Origin of the sequence: Curtobacterium sp. L1-20, from assembly GCF_048755855.1 — a bacterium.
In the GTDB taxonomy this organism is placed as follows: Bacteria; Actinomycetota; Actinomycetes; order Actinomycetales; family Microbacteriaceae; genus Curtobacterium.
Window position 1 is genome coordinate 81,481 of record NZ_CP151472.1, and the last position, 16,195, is coordinate 97,675.

At 68.6% G+C, this 16,195-nt stretch carries 23 protein-coding genes; 4 read left to right on the forward strand and 19 right to left on the reverse strand.

Annotated elements, in window-relative coordinates; all coding sequences use genetic code 11:
- Positions 1–24 precede the first annotated feature (24 nt).
- The 10 genes from AAEP86_RS00410 to AAEP86_RS00455 form a co-directional block, all read right to left on the reverse strand.
- On the reverse strand, positions 25–399 hold the full coding sequence (locus tag AAEP86_RS00410; protein WP_420367163.1) for a hypothetical protein: 375 nt from the start codon (positions 397–399) through the stop codon (positions 25–27).
- Complete coding sequence (locus AAEP86_RS00415) at positions 396–581, reverse strand: hypothetical protein (protein WP_420367164.1); 186 nt, start codon at positions 579–581, stop codon at positions 396–398. Before AAEP86_RS00415 ends, AAEP86_RS00410 begins: the two co-directional genes overlap by 4 nt.
- Positions 582–655: 74 nt before the next feature.
- Positions 656–1,105 carry a hypothetical protein gene (locus tag AAEP86_RS00420; RefSeq protein ID WP_420367165.1) on the reverse strand — a complete coding sequence of 150 codons (450 nt, stop codon included), beginning with the start codon at positions 1,103–1,105 and terminating at the stop codon, positions 656–658.
- Positions 1,105–1,365: a glutaredoxin domain-containing protein gene (locus AAEP86_RS00425; RefSeq protein ID WP_420367166.1), complete on the reverse strand. Its 261-nt coding sequence runs from the start codon at positions 1,363–1,365 to the stop codon at positions 1,105–1,107. Before AAEP86_RS00425 ends, AAEP86_RS00420 begins: the two co-directional genes overlap by 1 nt.
- 342 nt (positions 1,366–1,707) lie before the next feature.
- On the reverse strand, positions 1,708–2,049 hold the full coding sequence (locus tag AAEP86_RS00430) for a hypothetical protein (protein WP_420367093.1): 342 nt from the start codon (positions 2,047–2,049) through the stop codon (positions 1,708–1,710).
- A 17-nt stretch (positions 2,050–2,066) separates the two neighbouring features.
- Complete coding sequence (locus tag AAEP86_RS00435; protein ID WP_420367167.1) at positions 2,067–2,201, reverse strand: hypothetical protein; 135 nt, start codon at positions 2,199–2,201, stop codon at positions 2,067–2,069.
- A gap of 366 nt (positions 2,202–2,567) precedes the next feature.
- Positions 2,568–3,014 carry a hypothetical protein gene (locus tag AAEP86_RS00440; protein ID WP_420367168.1) on the reverse strand — a complete coding sequence of 149 codons (447 nt, stop codon included), beginning with the start codon at positions 3,012–3,014 and terminating at the stop codon, positions 2,568–2,570.
- 97 nt (positions 3,015–3,111) lie between these two features.
- Positions 3,112–3,663 carry an LPD29 domain-containing protein gene (locus AAEP86_RS00445; protein WP_420367169.1) on the reverse strand — a complete coding sequence of 184 codons (552 nt, stop codon included), beginning with the start codon at positions 3,661–3,663 and terminating at the stop codon, positions 3,112–3,114.
- 88 nt (positions 3,664–3,751) lie between these two features.
- A complete protein-coding gene (locus AAEP86_RS00450) occupies positions 3,752–4,177 on the reverse strand; it encodes a hypothetical protein (protein WP_420367170.1) in 426 nt (141 codons plus the stop codon).
- A gap of 85 nt (positions 4,178–4,262) precedes the next feature.
- Positions 4,263–4,469 carry a hypothetical protein gene (locus tag AAEP86_RS00455; protein ID WP_420367171.1) on the reverse strand — a complete coding sequence of 69 codons (207 nt, stop codon included), beginning with the start codon at positions 4,467–4,469 and terminating at the stop codon, positions 4,263–4,265.
- A 355-nt stretch (positions 4,470–4,824) separates the two neighbouring features.
- Here AAEP86_RS00455 and AAEP86_RS00460 point away from each other — a divergent pair, with 355 nt between their 5' ends.
- Positions 4,825–5,169 (forward strand): hypothetical protein, encoded by a 345-nt coding sequence (locus AAEP86_RS00460; protein ID WP_420367172.1) that lies wholly within the window; start codon positions 4,825–4,827, stop codon positions 5,167–5,169.
- Positions 5,170–5,895: 726 nt separating this feature from the next.
- Here the strand turns inward: AAEP86_RS00460 and AAEP86_RS00465 are convergent.
- The 4 genes from AAEP86_RS00465 to AAEP86_RS00480 form a co-directional block, all read right to left on the reverse strand.
- A complete protein-coding gene (locus AAEP86_RS00465) occupies positions 5,896–7,404 on the reverse strand; it encodes a ParB/RepB/Spo0J family partition protein (protein WP_420367173.1) in 1,509 nt (502 codons plus the stop codon).
- Positions 7,405–7,512: 108 nt separating this feature from the next.
- A complete protein-coding gene (locus AAEP86_RS00470; RefSeq protein ID WP_420367174.1) occupies positions 7,513–7,908 on the reverse strand; it encodes a DUF3846 domain-containing protein in 396 nt (131 codons plus the stop codon).
- A gap of 846 nt (positions 7,909–8,754) precedes the next feature.
- On the reverse strand, positions 8,755–9,039 hold the full coding sequence (locus AAEP86_RS00475) for a hypothetical protein (RefSeq protein ID WP_420367175.1): 285 nt from the start codon (positions 9,037–9,039) through the stop codon (positions 8,755–8,757).
- Positions 9,040–9,075: 36 nt separating this feature from the next.
- Entirely contained in the window at positions 9,076–9,264 is a 189-nt protein-coding gene (locus tag AAEP86_RS00480; protein WP_420367176.1) for a hypothetical protein, read from the reverse strand.
- Between the two features lie 69 nt (positions 9,265–9,333).
- Between AAEP86_RS00480 and AAEP86_RS00485 the strand changes: the two genes are divergently transcribed.
- The 3 genes from AAEP86_RS00485 (at position 9,334) to AAEP86_RS00495 (ending at position 10,892) form a co-directional block, all read left to right on the forward strand.
- On the forward strand, positions 9,334–9,507 hold the full coding sequence (locus AAEP86_RS00485) for a hypothetical protein (protein ID WP_420367177.1): 174 nt from the start codon (positions 9,334–9,336) through the stop codon (positions 9,505–9,507).
- 383 nt (positions 9,508–9,890) lie between these two features.
- Positions 9,891–10,103: a hypothetical protein gene (locus tag AAEP86_RS00490; RefSeq protein ID WP_420367178.1), complete on the forward strand. Its 213-nt coding sequence runs from the start codon at positions 9,891–9,893 to the stop codon at positions 10,101–10,103.
- Between the two features lie 201 nt (positions 10,104–10,304).
- A complete protein-coding gene (locus tag AAEP86_RS00495) occupies positions 10,305–10,892 on the forward strand; it encodes a hypothetical protein (protein WP_420367179.1) in 588 nt (195 codons plus the stop codon).
- Between the two features lie 53 nt (positions 10,893–10,945).
- On the opposite strand, the gene AAEP86_RS00500 is transcribed toward AAEP86_RS00495, so the two are convergent.
- The 5 genes from AAEP86_RS00500 to AAEP86_RS00520 all read right to left on the reverse strand — a co-directional run bounded on the left by AAEP86_RS00500 (position 10,946) and on the right by AAEP86_RS00520 (position 15,976).
- Entirely contained in the window at positions 10,946–11,365 is a 420-nt protein-coding gene (locus AAEP86_RS00500; RefSeq protein ID WP_420367180.1) for a hypothetical protein, read from the reverse strand.
- 154 nt (positions 11,366–11,519) lie between these two features.
- Entirely contained in the window at positions 11,520–11,786 is a 267-nt protein-coding gene (locus tag AAEP86_RS00505; protein ID WP_420367181.1) for a hypothetical protein, read from the reverse strand.
- Positions 11,783–12,187, reverse strand: a complete 405-nt coding sequence (locus tag AAEP86_RS00510) for a hypothetical protein (protein WP_420367182.1) — start codon at positions 12,185–12,187, stop codon at positions 11,783–11,785. The genes AAEP86_RS00505 and AAEP86_RS00510 overlap by 4 nt, the downstream gene beginning before the upstream one ends.
- 89 nt (positions 12,188–12,276) lie before the next feature.
- Complete coding sequence (locus tag AAEP86_RS00515; RefSeq protein WP_420367183.1) at positions 12,277–12,630, reverse strand: DUF4190 domain-containing protein; 354 nt, start codon at positions 12,628–12,630, stop codon at positions 12,277–12,279.
- Between the two features lie 217 nt (positions 12,631–12,847).
- A complete protein-coding gene (locus tag AAEP86_RS00520) occupies positions 12,848–15,976 on the reverse strand; it encodes a DUF7507 domain-containing protein (RefSeq protein ID WP_420367184.1) in 3,129 nt (1,042 codons plus the stop codon).
- Positions 15,977–16,195 lie beyond the last annotated feature (219 nt).

Below are 16,195 nucleotides of genomic sequence, written 5' to 3' on the forward strand. Positions count from 1 at the left end.
GGGCGGTCGTAGCGCAGTGTGGACCTAGGTGCGGTTGCGTCGGACGATGAGTACCGAGCACACGGCGATGACGGCCAGCGACACCGCGGTGATGCTCGCGTTGATCGCGCCGGCTGTCTCGGAATCGATCGACAGCGCGGCTCGGAGGATCGTCGGGATGCCGTTGAGGAGACCGACGGCGGCGAGTAGGCCGCCCCCCATCGCGGCCGCGACGCTCGCACCGCGGAGCCGATCGTCAGCGCTGCGCAGGTTGTCCCGACGGCGGTCACGGAACCCGAGGGCGGCGAGCACGATCGCGTACACGAGGGTGCCGACACCGAGCACAAGGCCGGCGCAGGACAGGATCGTCCCCCACATCGCCCACATCGCCCACGTCGCGGGGCCGTCAATGACGCTCACGATGCGAGCCTCCCGATCAGGAGCACCAACAGCAGCGCGGCGGCGACACCGAGGACGGTGATCCCTGCGGGGCGTGGAACCTCGAACGGGAGGTCACCCCGCCCGGACAGTGCCAGCAGTCCCCCGCCGGCAACGAGGGCGATGATCGCCGGCACGGCGAGCACCCATCCGATGACGGTCATGACACAAGTCCTCTCAACAGTTCGGGTTCCTTCATCCTTGCTGTGGCCGGCGACACACGCCGGAGTGCCGGCGGTTACGCGCTGGCGTACTGGGGGAACATGCGGTCCATCGCCGCTTCGTGACGGGCGGCACGGTCGTGCTCGCCGCGGGTCCGGGAGAGCTCCGCGAATGTCTGCAGGGATGCGGTCGGTTCGGCGGGGGCGGGCCGGCGGCTCATCTCGGCGTAGTACCGGTCGGCGTCGTGCTCGGCCTGCTCGAGGCGGGCCCGCAGTTCGAGGACCTCGGCCATGAGCTCCGGGGCGGCCATCTGGAACCCGACCATGTAGCCGGCCTCGTAGACCTGACGCTGCTCCGGCGTCAGGCCCCACTCGCGGACGGTCTCGGTGGGGTCGGTGGTCGCGGCGTCGATCGCGCGGAACGCGGCCACGGTGTCGCCGGCGTAGAGGTCGTCGACGGCGGCGCGGGTGGCCAGCTGGACGACGTCGGGACGGACGGTGGTCGGACGCTCGAGCGTCATCGCCATCACGCGGCCTTCCCCGTCTCGAGGGTGGTCTTGAGCTGGTCGATCCTGTCCGGGCGGAAGCCGCTCCAGGAACCGGTCTCAGTGTCGGTGACGACGATGGGAGCATTCGTCCCGAGGGTGGTCTTCCACTCCTCGATCTGCGCCTGGTCGACGTCGTCGAGGTGCAGCTCGGTGTACTCGATGCCGGCGGATACGAGACCGCGCTCGGTGGCCTTGCACATCCCGCAGAAACCGGACTTGCTGTAAACCGTGATGCTCATCGAAATCACCTTCCAAAGATTGTGATGCAGTGGGGACCCTCCCCCGTTGCATGCTTCTATTCTACGCTGTTAGCACCTATTTCGGTACCCTTTTCCTGCTTTTTCTTCGCCCTTTTTGTGCCGGGCGGCACACCTGTTGGCACGCATTGTTCTGCATTGCTCTGGCACCAGGGCATGACGTTTACGCAAGTGCGGCTGGGGCATTGCGGACAGCGGGAGGGCTGGTAATCCCCTGGCGCATTGGACGCGTTTCGTCATTCCCGTGAGTCGATAGGAATAGCGGGCTGCGCATTCTGCAACACTGTCGTCCCTGCCAGCCGCGCAGCGGCCCCTCCGTTTCGTCTACCGGCGGGCTGCGTCGCGGACCCCTTCCCAGTACGCGACCTCCCGGCCCGTCTGCGCCGCGCGGTGCATGAGTTCGTAGGTCCACTCCTCGGGTCCCGTGTGCCCTTCGCGGCGGTGCTGGATGCGGGCGTCGATGTCCGCGTCGTCCAGTGCGATCCGCTCCTGACGGTCACGGATGCGCTGTTCCGCGACCGCGCGGCTGTGGTTGAGCTGGTCGGGGTGATCCTCGACGGCCTGCCGGCCGCGGGCAGCGTCCTCCGGGTGATGGGCGGCGGCGGCGCTGTGGATGGCCGCGCGGGTGGCCTCCAGCTCGGTCGCGGTGCTGCGGGTGCGCATCATGGTTTCCCCTCTCCTGGTCAGGCGATCTCGTAGCGGGCGGCGGTGCACACCTCGCGCGGGCTGTTCTGCACGGCGCCGAGCGTGTAGCGCTCGGTGCAGTCGCAGGACCCACTGGTGCGGGTGTTGTCCTCGAAAGCGTCATCGTCGTTCATGTCTTTTCCTCCCTCTCGTTTTTTTGCCGTGAAGGCGACTTGTCGCCGCTAGGACGGGAGGGTGGAGTGCAACTGGTCGTGGAATACCGGACTGAATGGAGCGAAGCGGAATGAGGGAGGATATGCCGCGAAAGCCAGTTGCGCGGAGCCCGGACGTCCGTATGCTGCCGAAGGCTTCACGGCAAATAAACGGGGCCGCAGGCCCGGCAGGGCCGGCGTTCCGTCGCCGGCTCCATTGCGACGGCTTGCCGGCGCGCCAGGGGTGTGGGGGCGGGCCGCCTCCACGGGCGGCCAAAGGCCGGCCACGCCCCTCAGCCGCCCGCGGTCGGCGGCTTTATCTGGATCACCTAAACCGGCGATAGGTCCCTAAACGGTGCTGGTGGCCGTGGTGGTGACGTCGATGTCGTCGTGGTCGCACTCCCAGAACACGGACCGGACTTCGTCCGCGATGTGCTCGGGCAGCTGCTCGTTCGTCCACGCCGATTGCGGAAAACGAACGGTGACGGTGACGGTTGTCATCGGTTCCGTGAAGGACGGGCCGTGCCCGGCTCCGCCCCATTCGTATTGCCAGGCGAACGCGACATGTCCCACCGGGCCGCCGTGGTACCGGTCGAACACGGCGCGGTGTTCGTCGTCGTCGTGTCCCGGGCGACGGGTGCAGGTCCACCGGGTGCCGTCGACGTCGTGCGTCGTCGCCCCACACACGTGCACGCGCGGGTCGACGTCGGCGCCGGGTGCCATGTCCGCGGCGGGTGCGTTGGGGTCGGTCTGCTCGTCGCCGAGCGTGTCGGGGCGTTCGTAGGTGATGTGCACGAGGGGTTCCTCTCTAGAGTTCGTGGGCGGCCTCTGGTCTGACGGCCGCGGGTTGGGGGCCGCGCCGCCGCCGCTATCGGCGGCGCGGCCCGTCCGGCTACTGGTGCGCGGGCGTCGGGGTGAGGTCGACGTGCTGGAGCAGGAACCGGACCGCTTCCCAGGCGGAGAGGGTCGGGTACTGCCAGGCACGGTCGCCGTCGTTGAAGTCCTCGCCGTGGCCGCCGGTGAGGTCGCGGTCGGCGGTGAGGTCGCCGTCGTCGTCGCAGAGGACCAGGTGCGGCATGTTGCTGCGCTCCTGGACGATGCGTTGGGCGGCGAGGTGGCCGGCTGGGCTGTAGGCCCGGGTGGTGAGGATCCCGTCGCAGGAGTACCGGACTTCGGTCGGGAGCTCGTCGCCGTCGCCGGCGACGAGGGTGGTGCCGTTGTCGTCGTAGCTGTCGGTCTGCCCGTTGAACGAGCGCCCCTCGAACCGGCTGGCGATCGCGTCGACCTGCGCGATGGTGGGGCCGTCGACGTGGCTGACGTCGATCCACGCCGACGCGGTGCCGGTGGAGCATCGAACGGAGAACTTCACGCCCGGGAACGCCGCACGCAGCTCCTTGCGGAGCAGGGCCGCGACGGTCTTGGTGGGGATGATGGTGGTAGTCATGGTGGGTCGGTCCTTTCGAGGGCTGGACGTGTGTTGGAGATCGCGGCGGGGGCCGAATACGGTCCCCGCCGCGCCGCGTCTGCGGGGGTTAGTGCTCGGTCCACCCGTCGGGCAGGGACACGGGCCGGTAGCACTCGATGTGCACGTAGGCGAGGCCGTCGAACTGGCCGGAACCGTCGTAGGTGGTGGTGACGCTGTGGCGTTCCCAGTCGAAGTCGTCTCCGGTGAAGGTCGTGACGCGGTCGTTCTCGTCGAGCGCGACCAGCTCGTCCGCGTTCGCGACGTCGGTCCCGCACCAGGGGCACCGCATCCCGTCGTAGGTCTCCCCGTCGTCGGTGATCTCCTCGACCACCAGGGCCGGGTACACGGTGTTCCGGACCAGGGTCGTGACCCGGTCCCGGACGCGGAGGGCGAGGTCCGGGTGCTCGGTGAGGAGTTGCTGCACCTGCGCCAGCACCGGCTCCGCCGCCGCCTCATCGACAGGGGCAGTGGTGGCGGTGTGAGTGGTAGTCATGGGTGGTCGGTCCTTTCGGGGCTGGCTGTGGAGGGTGGATCAGGCGGCCGGGACCAAATTCGAGTTGGTCCCGGCCGCCTCTTCGTCACTCCTCGTCGTCGGTGCGGGTGAACGTGTCGACGAACGTCGTGAACTGCGGACCCGCGATCGACGCGGTGTGGGTCAGCACGTAGCCCATTCGGCTACGGCTACGGATGTCCTCGTCGCGTTCGCCGAGCTTTCGCAACTGGCGTTGCATGTCGTCCTCCCCGACGACCGGGACGAACGTGGTGAGCGTGTCGATGTGCTGCATGTGGTTCCTCTCTCCCTCTCGTTGTTTTGCCGTGAAGGCGACTTGTCGCCGCTAGGACGGGAGGGCGGAGTGCAACCCCGGAGGGTGAGACGCTCCGAGAAGTTCCGGGGGGAGCGCAGCGGAGGGAGGAAGTTCTCGCGTGCGGATCGGCCGGAGCGGGTTGCGCGCAGCCCGGACGGACGTACGCTGCCGAAGGCTTCACGGCAAAGCAACGGCCCGAAGGGCCTCACAGTGCCGGCGGAGCCGGCTCCACCGGGAGCGCAGCGACTCCCGGCCCCCGGCCGGAAGCCCTGAACACGCCCAGTCGTCGGCGGGTCCGGCAGCACACGGGTCTGGCGGCTGGTTGCATCCGGGTATGCGTAGTCGTCGACGCGGCCCGGGCCGCGATTCCCAGTCCCGGCAGCGGCACCGTCCCCTCGAGCGTGACCGTCACCTCGATCGGGACGACGCCGGCGGCGGCTACCTCGAGGACGAGGGCGCGTCGGGATCCTCGGAGCGTCCCGCGGTGCTGGTCGCGGACCCGCGGTGGGTGCAGCCGGCGGAGCTCATCGGCTGCGACGTTGACGGCTGCAGCAGCATCGCGGTGCCGGAGGCGTGGGAGCTGGTCGACCTCGACACCGGCGACGAGGCACCGGGTCGGTTCTGCGAAGAGCATCAGCTTGCCTGGCTCACGCGGCCACGCCCCGCATCGGCGGCGTAGCGGCCGTACGGTGGTCGGTGCTGGGCGGGATCTGACCTAGTCGAGTACATGCCCCGGTCCCGCTCGGCGTCTTCTCCAGCTCCATGAACGTCGGACCGGTTACGGTCGCCGCGGTTGGCATGTGCGTGTCCACCGCTCGCGCGGTGTCGTCCGTTCCTTGACTTTCGGGACGGCGCCGCGCGTTCAGCGCCGGCGCTCGCGTGTGGTGGAGTGTCGGCGGGGGCGGGATTCACGGGGTCTGGGGAGATCACATCCCGCCCTCGAGCCGCCGGCACCTGACGGGGCCGGCGGCTCGTCTCCCGACCCACGGAGGGTTTGGACGTTCAGCGCTGTCCTGAGCTGTGGTTCACGGGCGGGGACGCACCCTGGGGTGCATGCACGATCGGGGTGAACTGCATCAGCATCTGACCGAAGTCGAACAGGAAGCGCTCGCCTGGCTCGTCGAGGGGCTCGACGATCCGACCGACCGCGGGGGCCGCGACCCTGCGGACCGACCGGATCCGTCCTCGTCGTCTGCGGCCCGCCGGAGGCGGTGACAGCCGCGAGCTCCGTCGAGCGGCTCCGGGGAGTGACGAGGGGGCGGAGCCCCTTCGTGCGGTGGCGCCAGCCGACGCGCAGCCCACGGACACCGAGACGGCCCGGTGGGACATGTTCGGGCCGTGATGGGGCACGATCCGGTGCCGGGTGGGCGTGGGGGCCGCTGGCTGCGGCCCCACGCCGGTTCACCTACTCGGCGGCCGTGTCCTCGCCGTCTGCCTCCGCGGCGTCGTCCGGCTCGTCGTCGGGCTCGATGCCTGCGGCCAACTGCTCGACTCGGCTGAGCGGGTATCCCCACTCGGCCAACTGGGTCAGGTAGCCGCGGGAGTGCTGGTCCGGGGTGCGCCACCACTCACGGTTCGCGGTGTTCTCGAACCCGGCGAACACGACCGCGAGGGACAGGTGCAGCCCCTTGGCGGGGTGTTCCTCGACCCACTGAGAGAGCGTGTCGGCTTCCCACCCGCTGGTCTCGATGCCGAGCAGCCCCCGGGCAGTGACCGTGCCGGACGAGTATCGGGTGTCGGCGTAGCGGGTCAGCGCGACCGCGAGGAACCGGGCGGCGTCCTTCGGCGCGGTCTTGCGCTGCAACAGGCCCGCGATCCACTCGCGCCGGACCTGGTCCGCGGCGTCCCACGCCTTGTTGTTGGCGATCAACGCGCGGCGGGCTGCCTTGCGTTCCTCGGCCTCGGCTTCGCGGTCCTCGTCGGACTTCTCCGTCTCCGGCGTCCCGCCGACCTGGATGGTCGCGCGGTAGCCGAGGTAGCGGGGGTGGTGGGCGTCCGGGGTGGTGCACACCTGCACCGGCTCCGGTTCACCCCACTGCCGGACCGCCCACGCAACGCCCGCGCAGTCGGCGTGCGACTCCGGGTCGAGGGGGTGGCGGTCGGCGTACTCGGTGACGTCATCGGCGGCGTCGGTGAGGCGGTCCAACGACTCGTAGTCGTCGTCCTCCCCCACAACCCGCTTCCCGTCCGCGATCAGCGCGTCCCGGACCGCCGCGCGGGCCGCGCGGTGTTCCCGGTCCTGCCGCAACTGGGTCGCGTAGTGGGTCAGTTCGTCATCGTCGTACCCCTCGGTGATGCACTCGTTCAACGCCGCGACGGCGTCCTCGTCGCCGTCGAACTCGGCCAGGATCAGCGCCTGCGTGAACGTCGCCTGACCACTGGTCACGGCGGCGGACGCTGCATCCGACTTCGCCACCGTGAGGGTGGCCTTCACGGTGTCCCGCTTCGTACCGGTCTCCTTGGCGATCGCGGTGACCGACAGGCCCTCCAACTCCAACTGCCGGTACGCCTGCAGCCGGTCGGCGTCCGTGAGGGCGGTGCGGCGCTCGTTCGCGACCAACTGCTCCGCGATCCGCGCCGCCTTGCTGTCGCCGCGCTCGGTGACGAACACCGGCACGCTGGTTCCGGCCTCCCGGGCGGCAAGGACGCGCATCTGGCCGTCGCGGACCACCACGGCCCCGTCAGCGTTGCGGTAGCCGATGGTCGGCAGGAGGACCCCGTGTCGCTTCACGCTGGCCAGGAACGCGGGGTCGAGGTCGGCCGCGGTGCGGACGTTGTCCTCGATCACCACGTCAGCGGCGGGCACCTGCACCAGGTCAACGCCAGTTGCGGTCGGTGCCGCTTCGATGGTGGCTTCCTCGGGGTGGGGCTGGTCCGTCAGGTGGGTGACGGTGATGTGTTCTGCAATGCTCATGGTCTTGCTACGCTTTCCGGTAGTGACCGGGTGCGGGTCCTGGCAGTTACCGTCTGTCGGGAATTCCGCACCCGGTCTGTTTCATTCGGTGGGTGCTACTCGGTTGGGTTAGGCGTTGCTGCCGCTGACGGCGTGCAGCCATGCGGTGGTGACCTGGGCGCGCTGCGCCGGGGTCAGGGGCACCGTGTCGCCCTCGTCGTCCACGGACACGAACACACCTGCCCCGTGGAGCCGGTACCCGGTCGGGTAGCCGCCGAGGCGGCGCACGGTCTCGGACAGGACCGGGCTGTGCTCGGCCCGGTACAGCCCTTCGTCGTCCACGAACACGTCGATGCCGTTCGGGAGGCCGACGACGTCGAACAGGTCGGAACCGATCGCCTGGTTCAGGCTCGCGACGTGGGAGCCGTCGGGGCCGACGGTGATCCGGACGTCCTCCATCGTTCCGTCGACGTTCAGGCGAAGCCCGATCAGTCCGGACGTGGTGCGGGTTGCTGTCTTGGTCATTTCGTTTCTCCATTCCCCTCCTCGTTTTTTTGCCGAGAAGGCGGTTTACCGCCTAGCGGCCGGGAGGGGTGTGTCTACCCGAAGGGCGGAGGGGGAGAGAATTTCGGCGCGAAATAAGGGAGCGAAGCGACCGCGTGCCGAAAATCTCGGAGGATCCGGCCGCGCAGCGGCTAGACACGGCCCGGGAGGCTGCTACGAGGGAGCGCGAGCGACCGAGCCGCCGAAGGCTTCTCGGTGAAAAAACGGGCCGCCAGGCCCGCAAGCACAGCGCCGGCGAAGCCGGTTCCTCATAGTCAGAACAGTCCGCCGGAGGCGGGGCAGCTCAGACCAGGACAGCCCGCCGGCACGGCGGCCCGCACTGCTGTTCCCCTCGAGGAGCTCGCCGGCGCCGAGACCTGGCCGCGGACGCGAAGCGGCCCCGGCCTGTCGGGGAAACAGGACCGGGGCCGGCTGCAGCTCGAACACAGTTGGGGGAACTGCCCGAGCCGCGACGTCCGGGTCATCTGGGGGGAAACGCTCCGGACGTGGCCCACACGCTACGCCGGGTCATCGGCCTGAGCAATCGGTGCTCCTACGAACGCACTGGGACCTCGGTTCGGTGCTTCACAGCCGCCCGCCACACCCACGCTGCAGTCGCCGCCTGACCACTCCCCCACTCGATCAGGACCGCATCGTTCGTCGCCGCGATCGCCTTCGCTTCCACCCGACGGTCCACACCCCGGTAGGTGCGGATCCATGCCCACACCGGAGCCGCCGGCGCCACATCACCCACGGGCCCGCCACGGGCCTCCTGAGGGATCGACACGGCTTCCTCGGGCACCCAGCGGCCACACCGGCGGACACCCATCAGCGGCGGCTCTGCGGCCGCAGAGACCGCCTCGTGACTCGGTCCATCGGCAACCACACGTGGTGCTCGAACCGCATGTGGACGAGCTGCACGTAGACGACGTCACCGTCGGCCTGCTCGACGAAGCCGGGGCACGTCTGCGGGCCCGACCGGGTGAACTCGACTCGCACCCACACCGCCGGATACCCGGACACCCGGTCCGGCGCCGGCGGGGCGTCGATGCCGAGCGGCTGGTCCTCGGGCGGATCGGGGTGGCTCGGCGGAGCCCACCGGTGTTCGGGCATGCCCCCGATAATGACCGCGGCCTCCGACACACGCGGTCAGCGGTCGTGTCGGCGGTCGGTCTGCACCTGGCCGATGAGATCCATCGTCCGCTCGAGCGCGGCCGCGGTCACCGCGTGATCGGCCGCGGAGCGGTCGAGGAGGTTCAGCTGCTTGATCGCACGCCGGCGCGCAGCCGCGATCTCGTCGACGGTGAGCCACCGCAACCGCTCGAGCTCATCGTCCACCCCGCGGAGCGTACGCACTGCCTTCCGACGGGCCCGGAGAGTGGGCATACTGCCGACATGCGTGAAGACGTGACTGACCCAGAATCGAGCACCGTCGCACCTCGCCGGCGACGCGGCATCAGAGCGGTCTTCGACTTCTTCGATTCGATCGGCCCGCTAATCGACGGCGTCGGCGTCCTCGCGTTCGCCGTCCTCGCGATCTGCGTGGCGTACCAACAGATCACCGGGCACCAACTCCCCTAGCGGCGCACCGCGCCTACTCGGGCGCAGTGCGCGACAGCGCCGGCCCTCGATCCGCGCAGTTGCCGGTGTGTCGCATTGGTGCGCTATGCTGAGTCATGCGTCATTAGTGCGCGCCAAAAGCCAGTCCACCGGACTGGCTTTCCTCATGTCTGGCCGTAGGCTGGACTCGCTCGCGATGACTCTGCCCTTATCGCAGCTCAACCAGGCCGGTCTCCACCAGGACCGGCCTTTTTCATGCCCCGACGCCGGATCACACAGCAGCGCTCCTGCTCCGTGCATAGGGGTAGCGACGCCCGCCGGGCGCCCGCGCCGGCTGCCGGCGTTCTAGACCCCCGCCCACCACTGGGCGGGCTGGCCGAATGGCCAACCCCGAAGGAGGCACCATGACCACCGATACCCCTTGGGTGGACGTGCTGTTGGCTTCCGGGGGCTACATCACCATCGGCGGCTCTGTCGTCGCGGTGCTCAGAAACAAGTCCTTCTGGGACTTCGTGACGCACGTCGTCGACGTGCTCGCTGAGCGCTCGTTGGTGAAGGACCCGAAGAAGGCCCGACGCGCAGCCAAGCTGCGCCACGGCAACTCCGGGAAGAAGTAGCCCGCCGGTTCAAAAAGCCGACCCTCATTCGGTAGGGAGAGCTCCGCCTTCCATCGTCTCGTATGGGGTACCTCTGATGAGACTTCGCTGTCCGATAGCCGATCGGCTGGTGGAGCTGCCGTTACCCGATCGTTCCTTGCGCTAACAGTTGGCGCCGCTGGATGATGCGAACACCATTCACGATGTTGTACGGGGGTACACATGAATCGCAAGACTGGTCTTCTCGCCGCGGGCTCCGCGGCCGCCGCGGTGCTATTCGCCGTGACACTCTCCACACCGGCCAGCGCCGCCACCGACGACGCGACTCCGTTCGGACTCACCGACCCGGCCGCGATCGCCAAGGTGCAGCAGCTGCAAACAGATGGCGTCGACGTCATCAGCGCCTCACAAGCCGACTACAAGGCCACCACGACTGGTAGTGCCAGCAGTCAGGCAGTCACACCGCAGGCGCTGCCATCCGGTTGTCACCTCTCGGTGATCATCTACCGCACGAACCGCGTCATCACCGGGTCCATGCTGACCTCGTGCAACTTCGGGTTCACCGCCGGCGTCATGACCTCGACGATGACCCATTACAACCCGGACTTCGGCATCTGGGACTCCACCGTCGCTACCGGCCGCACCACCGGCGCCGGCCGCGACATGGCGATGGACAACCACTACAACTGCAGGAACGGCAACGCCAGCAACTACCGCTACGTCGGCACCGGTCAGCTCGTGAAGGGCAAGACGACCTACTCAGCCGCCGCGTACGACACCTTCGACACCAACCAGCCCTGCGGCACCTGACCCACGCCTGACGCAGAAGGGGCCGCAGGCATCCGCCTGCGGCCCCTTCTGCGTCAACGCTGCGGCTGATCGAGAAGCTGCTGGATCCGCTCCACCGGCCTCAAGTCACCTGCGCAGACCGCCGACACGATCCCGACCACGTCGACACCCTGACCATGCAGCAGCACCTCGGGCCGGCTTGCATCCACGACCTGCCACTCCCCCGCTGTCGCAGTGATCGCGTTCCCCAACGCGATGCCCGCTGACCAGCGCAACGCCTCCTGGTGCTCGAGGTCGGCTCGGGCGCGCACGACGGCGTCGACGACCGCGGCAACAGACGCATCCTCCCCGAGTTCGAACCGATCCCGGAAGACCTCGTCGCCCTTAGCAGCATGCACCCGCGCCACGCGTCCGATCGCGTCCGGAACGAATTCCGCCGTCCTCCGCTCGAGCCCCTCCGGCAACGGACTCCGGCCCCTCGACAACGTCACCATGACCGGCACGCTAACACCGGCACAGGACACCGGCCAGAGCAGCCGGTGGAGTTAAACGGATACGACTCGTCAGACGCCAGATGACACCCTCCCCAGCGTCCGGTAGCCGATCGTCGAGCGAGACGGCCGGGCTTAGCGACGCGTCGCCCGGCGGCTAGTCGCGGACTGCAGTGTCCTGGTGGTAACTGCCGTGGCGGACGCGGTGGAGGTGCTCGAGAGCGGCGGTGAGGACCCGTTCCGCGCTCGCGAGCTCGGCAGGGTCTCCGTCACGGGTTCCGGCGGCGGTGGTAGCGGCGTGGTCGGCGATGGCGCGGGCAACGATCACCATCGCCAACGCGCGTTCGACGGGCTCGGCGGTGTGGCGGAGCATCTTCCGGGTGCGGGCGCTGAGCGCTGCTAGGCGGAGCTTGTGCCCGGTCATGACGCGTCCTTGCCTGCGGAGACGAACACGGCGCTGAGGTACCAGGTCAGTAACTCCACCGGATCCTCCGCAGGGTCCACGGCGTCGGCGGGGTCCACGGTGTCGGCCGCCGCCGGCGGAGCGGGAAGCTCCTCGCGGGCGTGCGCTGGGAGGAGGGCGAGGAACCGGGACCGTGGGACGGGATCGAGGACGCCGCTGCGGGTCCGAACGGAGTCAGCGGTGACGCCCGTCATCTTCGCGAGGTCGTCCAGGGTGAACCCGCACACTCGGGCGGCGGCGAGCAGGGACCGGGTGAGCCGGTGCGCCGGGCGCCGGTCCTGGCCGCCCGCGGTCATCTCGGCATGTTTCGCTGCAGCCAGCAGTGCACGGAGGGCGTCGTGCTCTTCCGGGCTGCGGGTCACGTGGAGAAGATCCTGGGGACGGATGATGGAGCCGCGGCTGGGGTTCGGTGTCGTGGTACTCATCGGGTTCGTGTTGCTGGTCGGCTGGGCTACTGCTGGTAGGTGGAGGTGGTGGTCGCGGCACCGATACCGATGACGAACAGGATCAGCAGCGCCCAGCCGATGACGAACAGGCCGTTGAGGACGAGCCCGGTGATCGCCATGCCGCGGCCGGCGGGTTCCTTCCGGAGTCCGACGATGCCGAGGATGAGTCCGACGAGGGGTACGAGGAAGGTGAACCCGGCGACGATGGAGACCAGGCCGAGGATCATGCTCGTGACGCTCAAGCCCTTCGGCGGGCCCTGCTGGTAACCGACCACGACATGCTGCGTGGGCGGACCGTAGGCGGGGGCATGCTGCCCGTACGGGGGGTTCTGCTGGGACGGGTTGTACGGGTCGCTCATGTGGTGTCTCCGAGGAGTGGAACGTGGTGGGAGCACGATCGGCGGGCCGCAGGGAGGCGCGGCCCGCCGAGCATGGTTCGGGATTGGTGAAGTCCCAGGGCCTCAGGTCCTGTCCTGAGGGGCACCGTTACCGGGGGTCAGGCCCGATGACGGTGATTCAGGGTCCGACCGGCACGGATCGTGTGTGCGAGCATGTGCCGGCCGGACCCTGAACTCGTTAGACGTTGTCCTGCACGTCACCGTTCTGGCGGCGACGTCGGACGATCAGCAACCCACCACCAAGGGCGAGGAGCAGGATCGCGATCCCGATGCCGGGGCCGACGAGCTCCGTACCCGTGAAGGCCAGACCAGTCGGCGCGGGAGCCACCGGAGGAACCGGAGGAGTGATTGCCTTCACGTTCGCCGTTGACGGGTCCGAGCCGATCGGGTCACCCGACGGGTCGGTGCCGGTCGCGGTGGCGGTGTTCGACAGGGTGCCGCTGGTGAGGTCCGCCGCGGTGACGTGGTACGTCGCCGTGCAGGTCACCGAAGCACCCGGCGCCAGGGAGGCGGCCGCCGCCGGGCAGGTCGGGCCGGAGAGCTTTCCGGAGCCGGTGAACTTCCCTTCCTTCGCAGTGACGTTCTTCTCGGTCACGTTGCCCGTGTTGGTGATCTTGAACGAGTACGTCACGACCTGACCGACGGTGGTGATCTTCGCCGTGTCGGAGGTCTTCACCAGCGCCAGCGCCGGGTGCGGCGTGTTCGGCACCGTCACAGTCGACGGCGGCGAGGGCGGCGTGTTGCCACCGTCCGGCGTCTTCCCACCGACCGTCGCCGTGTTCGTGACCTTGCCCGCGTCAACATCCGCCTGGGTGAGCGTGTACGTCGCGGTGCAAGTGACCACGGCGGCGGGTGCCATCGTTGCGGACTCTGCCGGGCAGGTGATCGGCGAGAGCTGGCCGGTGCCGGAGAACTTCGAGTCGTCGATGGTGGGGTCCGTGATCGTCACGTTGCCGGTGTTGGTGACGACGAAGGAATACGTCACGACCTGACCGACCTTGTACGACTCCTCGTCAGTCGGGGACGCGGACTTCACAACCTTCATCGACGGCGACTGCTCGACCGGGACCCGGACGTTGGACGGGTCCGACGTCACGCTGGGGCCGGTGGGCGGTGTGCCGCCCGCGGTGGCCGAGTTCGTGATCGCAGCGCCCTTGTCGAGGTCTGCCTGCGTGGTCGTGTAGGTCGCCGTGCAGGTCTCGTCAGCGCCAGCAACCAGCGTCGAGGTCGGGCAGACCACGTCGGACAGGGTGCCAGTGCCGGAGAAGTCGCCCTCGTTGACGGTGACGTCGCGGAGGGTCACGTTGCCGGTGTTGGTGACCTTGAACGAATAGGTCACCTTCTGGCCGGCCTTGGTGATCGACTTCGTGTCCGAGGACTTCACCACGCTCACGCCCGGCTGCGGGGGCGTGGGCAGGGTGATCTCCGACGGCGGCGTGGTGATCGGCGGCGCGTTGTTACCCGGCGGGGTGCCGGTCGCGGTCGCGGAGTTCGTGACGGAGCCAGCGTCGACGTCAGCGCTGGTCAGCGTGTAGGTGGCGTCGCACACCATCTGCGCGCCAGCTGCGAGCGTCGTTGCCGGGCAGTCCACGGCGGACAGGTCACCGGTGCCGGTGAACTCGCCCTCGTTGACCTTCACGTCGTTCATCGGCAGGTTGCCGGTGTTGGTGACGGTGAAGTGGTACGTGACCTTCTGGCCCGGCGTGTACCGGTCAGCGTTCGCCGGGTCGACCGACTTCACGATCGACAGCCCAGGGGCCGCGACGGTCACTGGGGTGGTGGTCGACGACGGGTTCGAGCTGACGTCGGCTCCCGTCGGGGACGTGCCGGTGGCAGTTGCGGTGTTGTCCGCGGATCCCGCAGTCGCGTCCGCTGCGGTGATCGTGTACGGGTCGTCCGCGGTGCAGGTGGTCGATGCGCCCGGGGCGAGGGTCGTGACCGGGCAGGTCACAGCGCCGGCCTTCGGGTCGCTGATCGCGAGCGCGTTCACCGCGACGTCGCCGCTGTTGGTGACGTCGAAGGTGTACTTGATCGTGTCACCGGCGTCGGTGATCGTGTTCGCGTTCACGTCCGTCGGAGTGCCCGCGCGCTTCGTGAGCGACAGGGCAGGCTTCTCGAACGTGACGGTGGTGTCACCGGGCGGGTTCAGCCCGCTCGAGGTGATGTTGTCCGGACCGTTCGTGTAGGAACCAGCCGTGGTCGAAGTGACCGGCACCGTGATCGTGCACGAGGTCTGGCCAGCGTTCAGAGTGCCGTTGGTGATAGCGATCGACGTCGCACCCGCGGTTGCGGCCGTCGTCGCGTCGCAGGTGCCGCCGGTCGCGCCGGAGCCGACGGTGAGCCCAGCGGGCAGAGCGTCCGTGAAGGACCAGCCGGCCTTGGCGGCGAGCTCGCTGGTGTTCGTGACGGTGAAGGTCAGCGTCGACGTGCCACCCGTGGCCGCGACCGCCGGGCTGAACGACTTGTCCAGCTGCGGAGTCACGTCCAGGATCCGAATGTTGTCGAACGCGGCGTCGTTACCCCCGCCGGACGGATTGGTGTTCACCATGCGGATACCCACCGACGATCCGGACAGCAGAACGGAACCGTTCGAGGTGTAGGTCCCGACACTTGAGGCGAAAGCCGGCGTGTCGCCGACGGCCGGGGCGGTGATGACGCGCGCCGACGTGCACGCGTTGATGACTCCGCCGACCGGCGTCGGCGTACCAGCCTCATTGACGAACGAGAACTGGTAGAGCGGGGCGGACACGTTGCAGTTCTGCGCTGCAGTGTCGACGCTGAAGGTCAGGAACCGTCCGGCCGATGAGGCGAGCGGGATGTTCGTCGCCGTCTCAAACTCCGAACCGGTGTTGGTTACGGTGCCTTCGGTGTAGGCGGTGACGGCATTGTTGGTTGCCGGGTTAGCGGCGCCGTTGTACGACCCGAGGACCCAGGCGAGTTGGCGAACGTGTTCGAAGCTGTTCGCAGATGCGCAGTTGCCAGCTGAGGTTGCGTTGAAGTTGAGGACTTGGCCGTTGCAGTTGGTCAGCCATGAGGTACTCGCGGTGTACCGCTGGCCCGTGGCGCCGGTGTACGCGGACAGGAGTTGCGGAGTGGTGCCAGGGGTGTTCTGGAAGTCCTCGGTGTACACCGTGGTCGGTGCGGACGGCGTACCTGGATTCCCGGGAGCAGCGTCGGCTGCACGGGGCGCAGCGAGGCTGATGGCGGACAAGCCGCCGATGGCGAGCGCGGTCAGAGCGACGCCCGCGACGACACGTCGCAAACCACCCCACCTCGTCGCTGTCAGTTCTTTCTGGCGTGCTGACACAGGTTTTCCTCCCAGTACGAGCCCAGCGCACACAGCTCCCCTGATCGGGGCCGCTCGGGGCTACTCAAAGCTGAGTTTCGCGTGTGAACGTCCTTCCAGATAGGTCAGAACCCGACGTTCACCCTGAGGAGGCCAAGCTTCACCCTGGTTTGGTTCGGATCACGGAAATCGTGTGATCGGGCCGTTGCATGGCAACAGTTGCCGTTTAGCGCCCAGGGG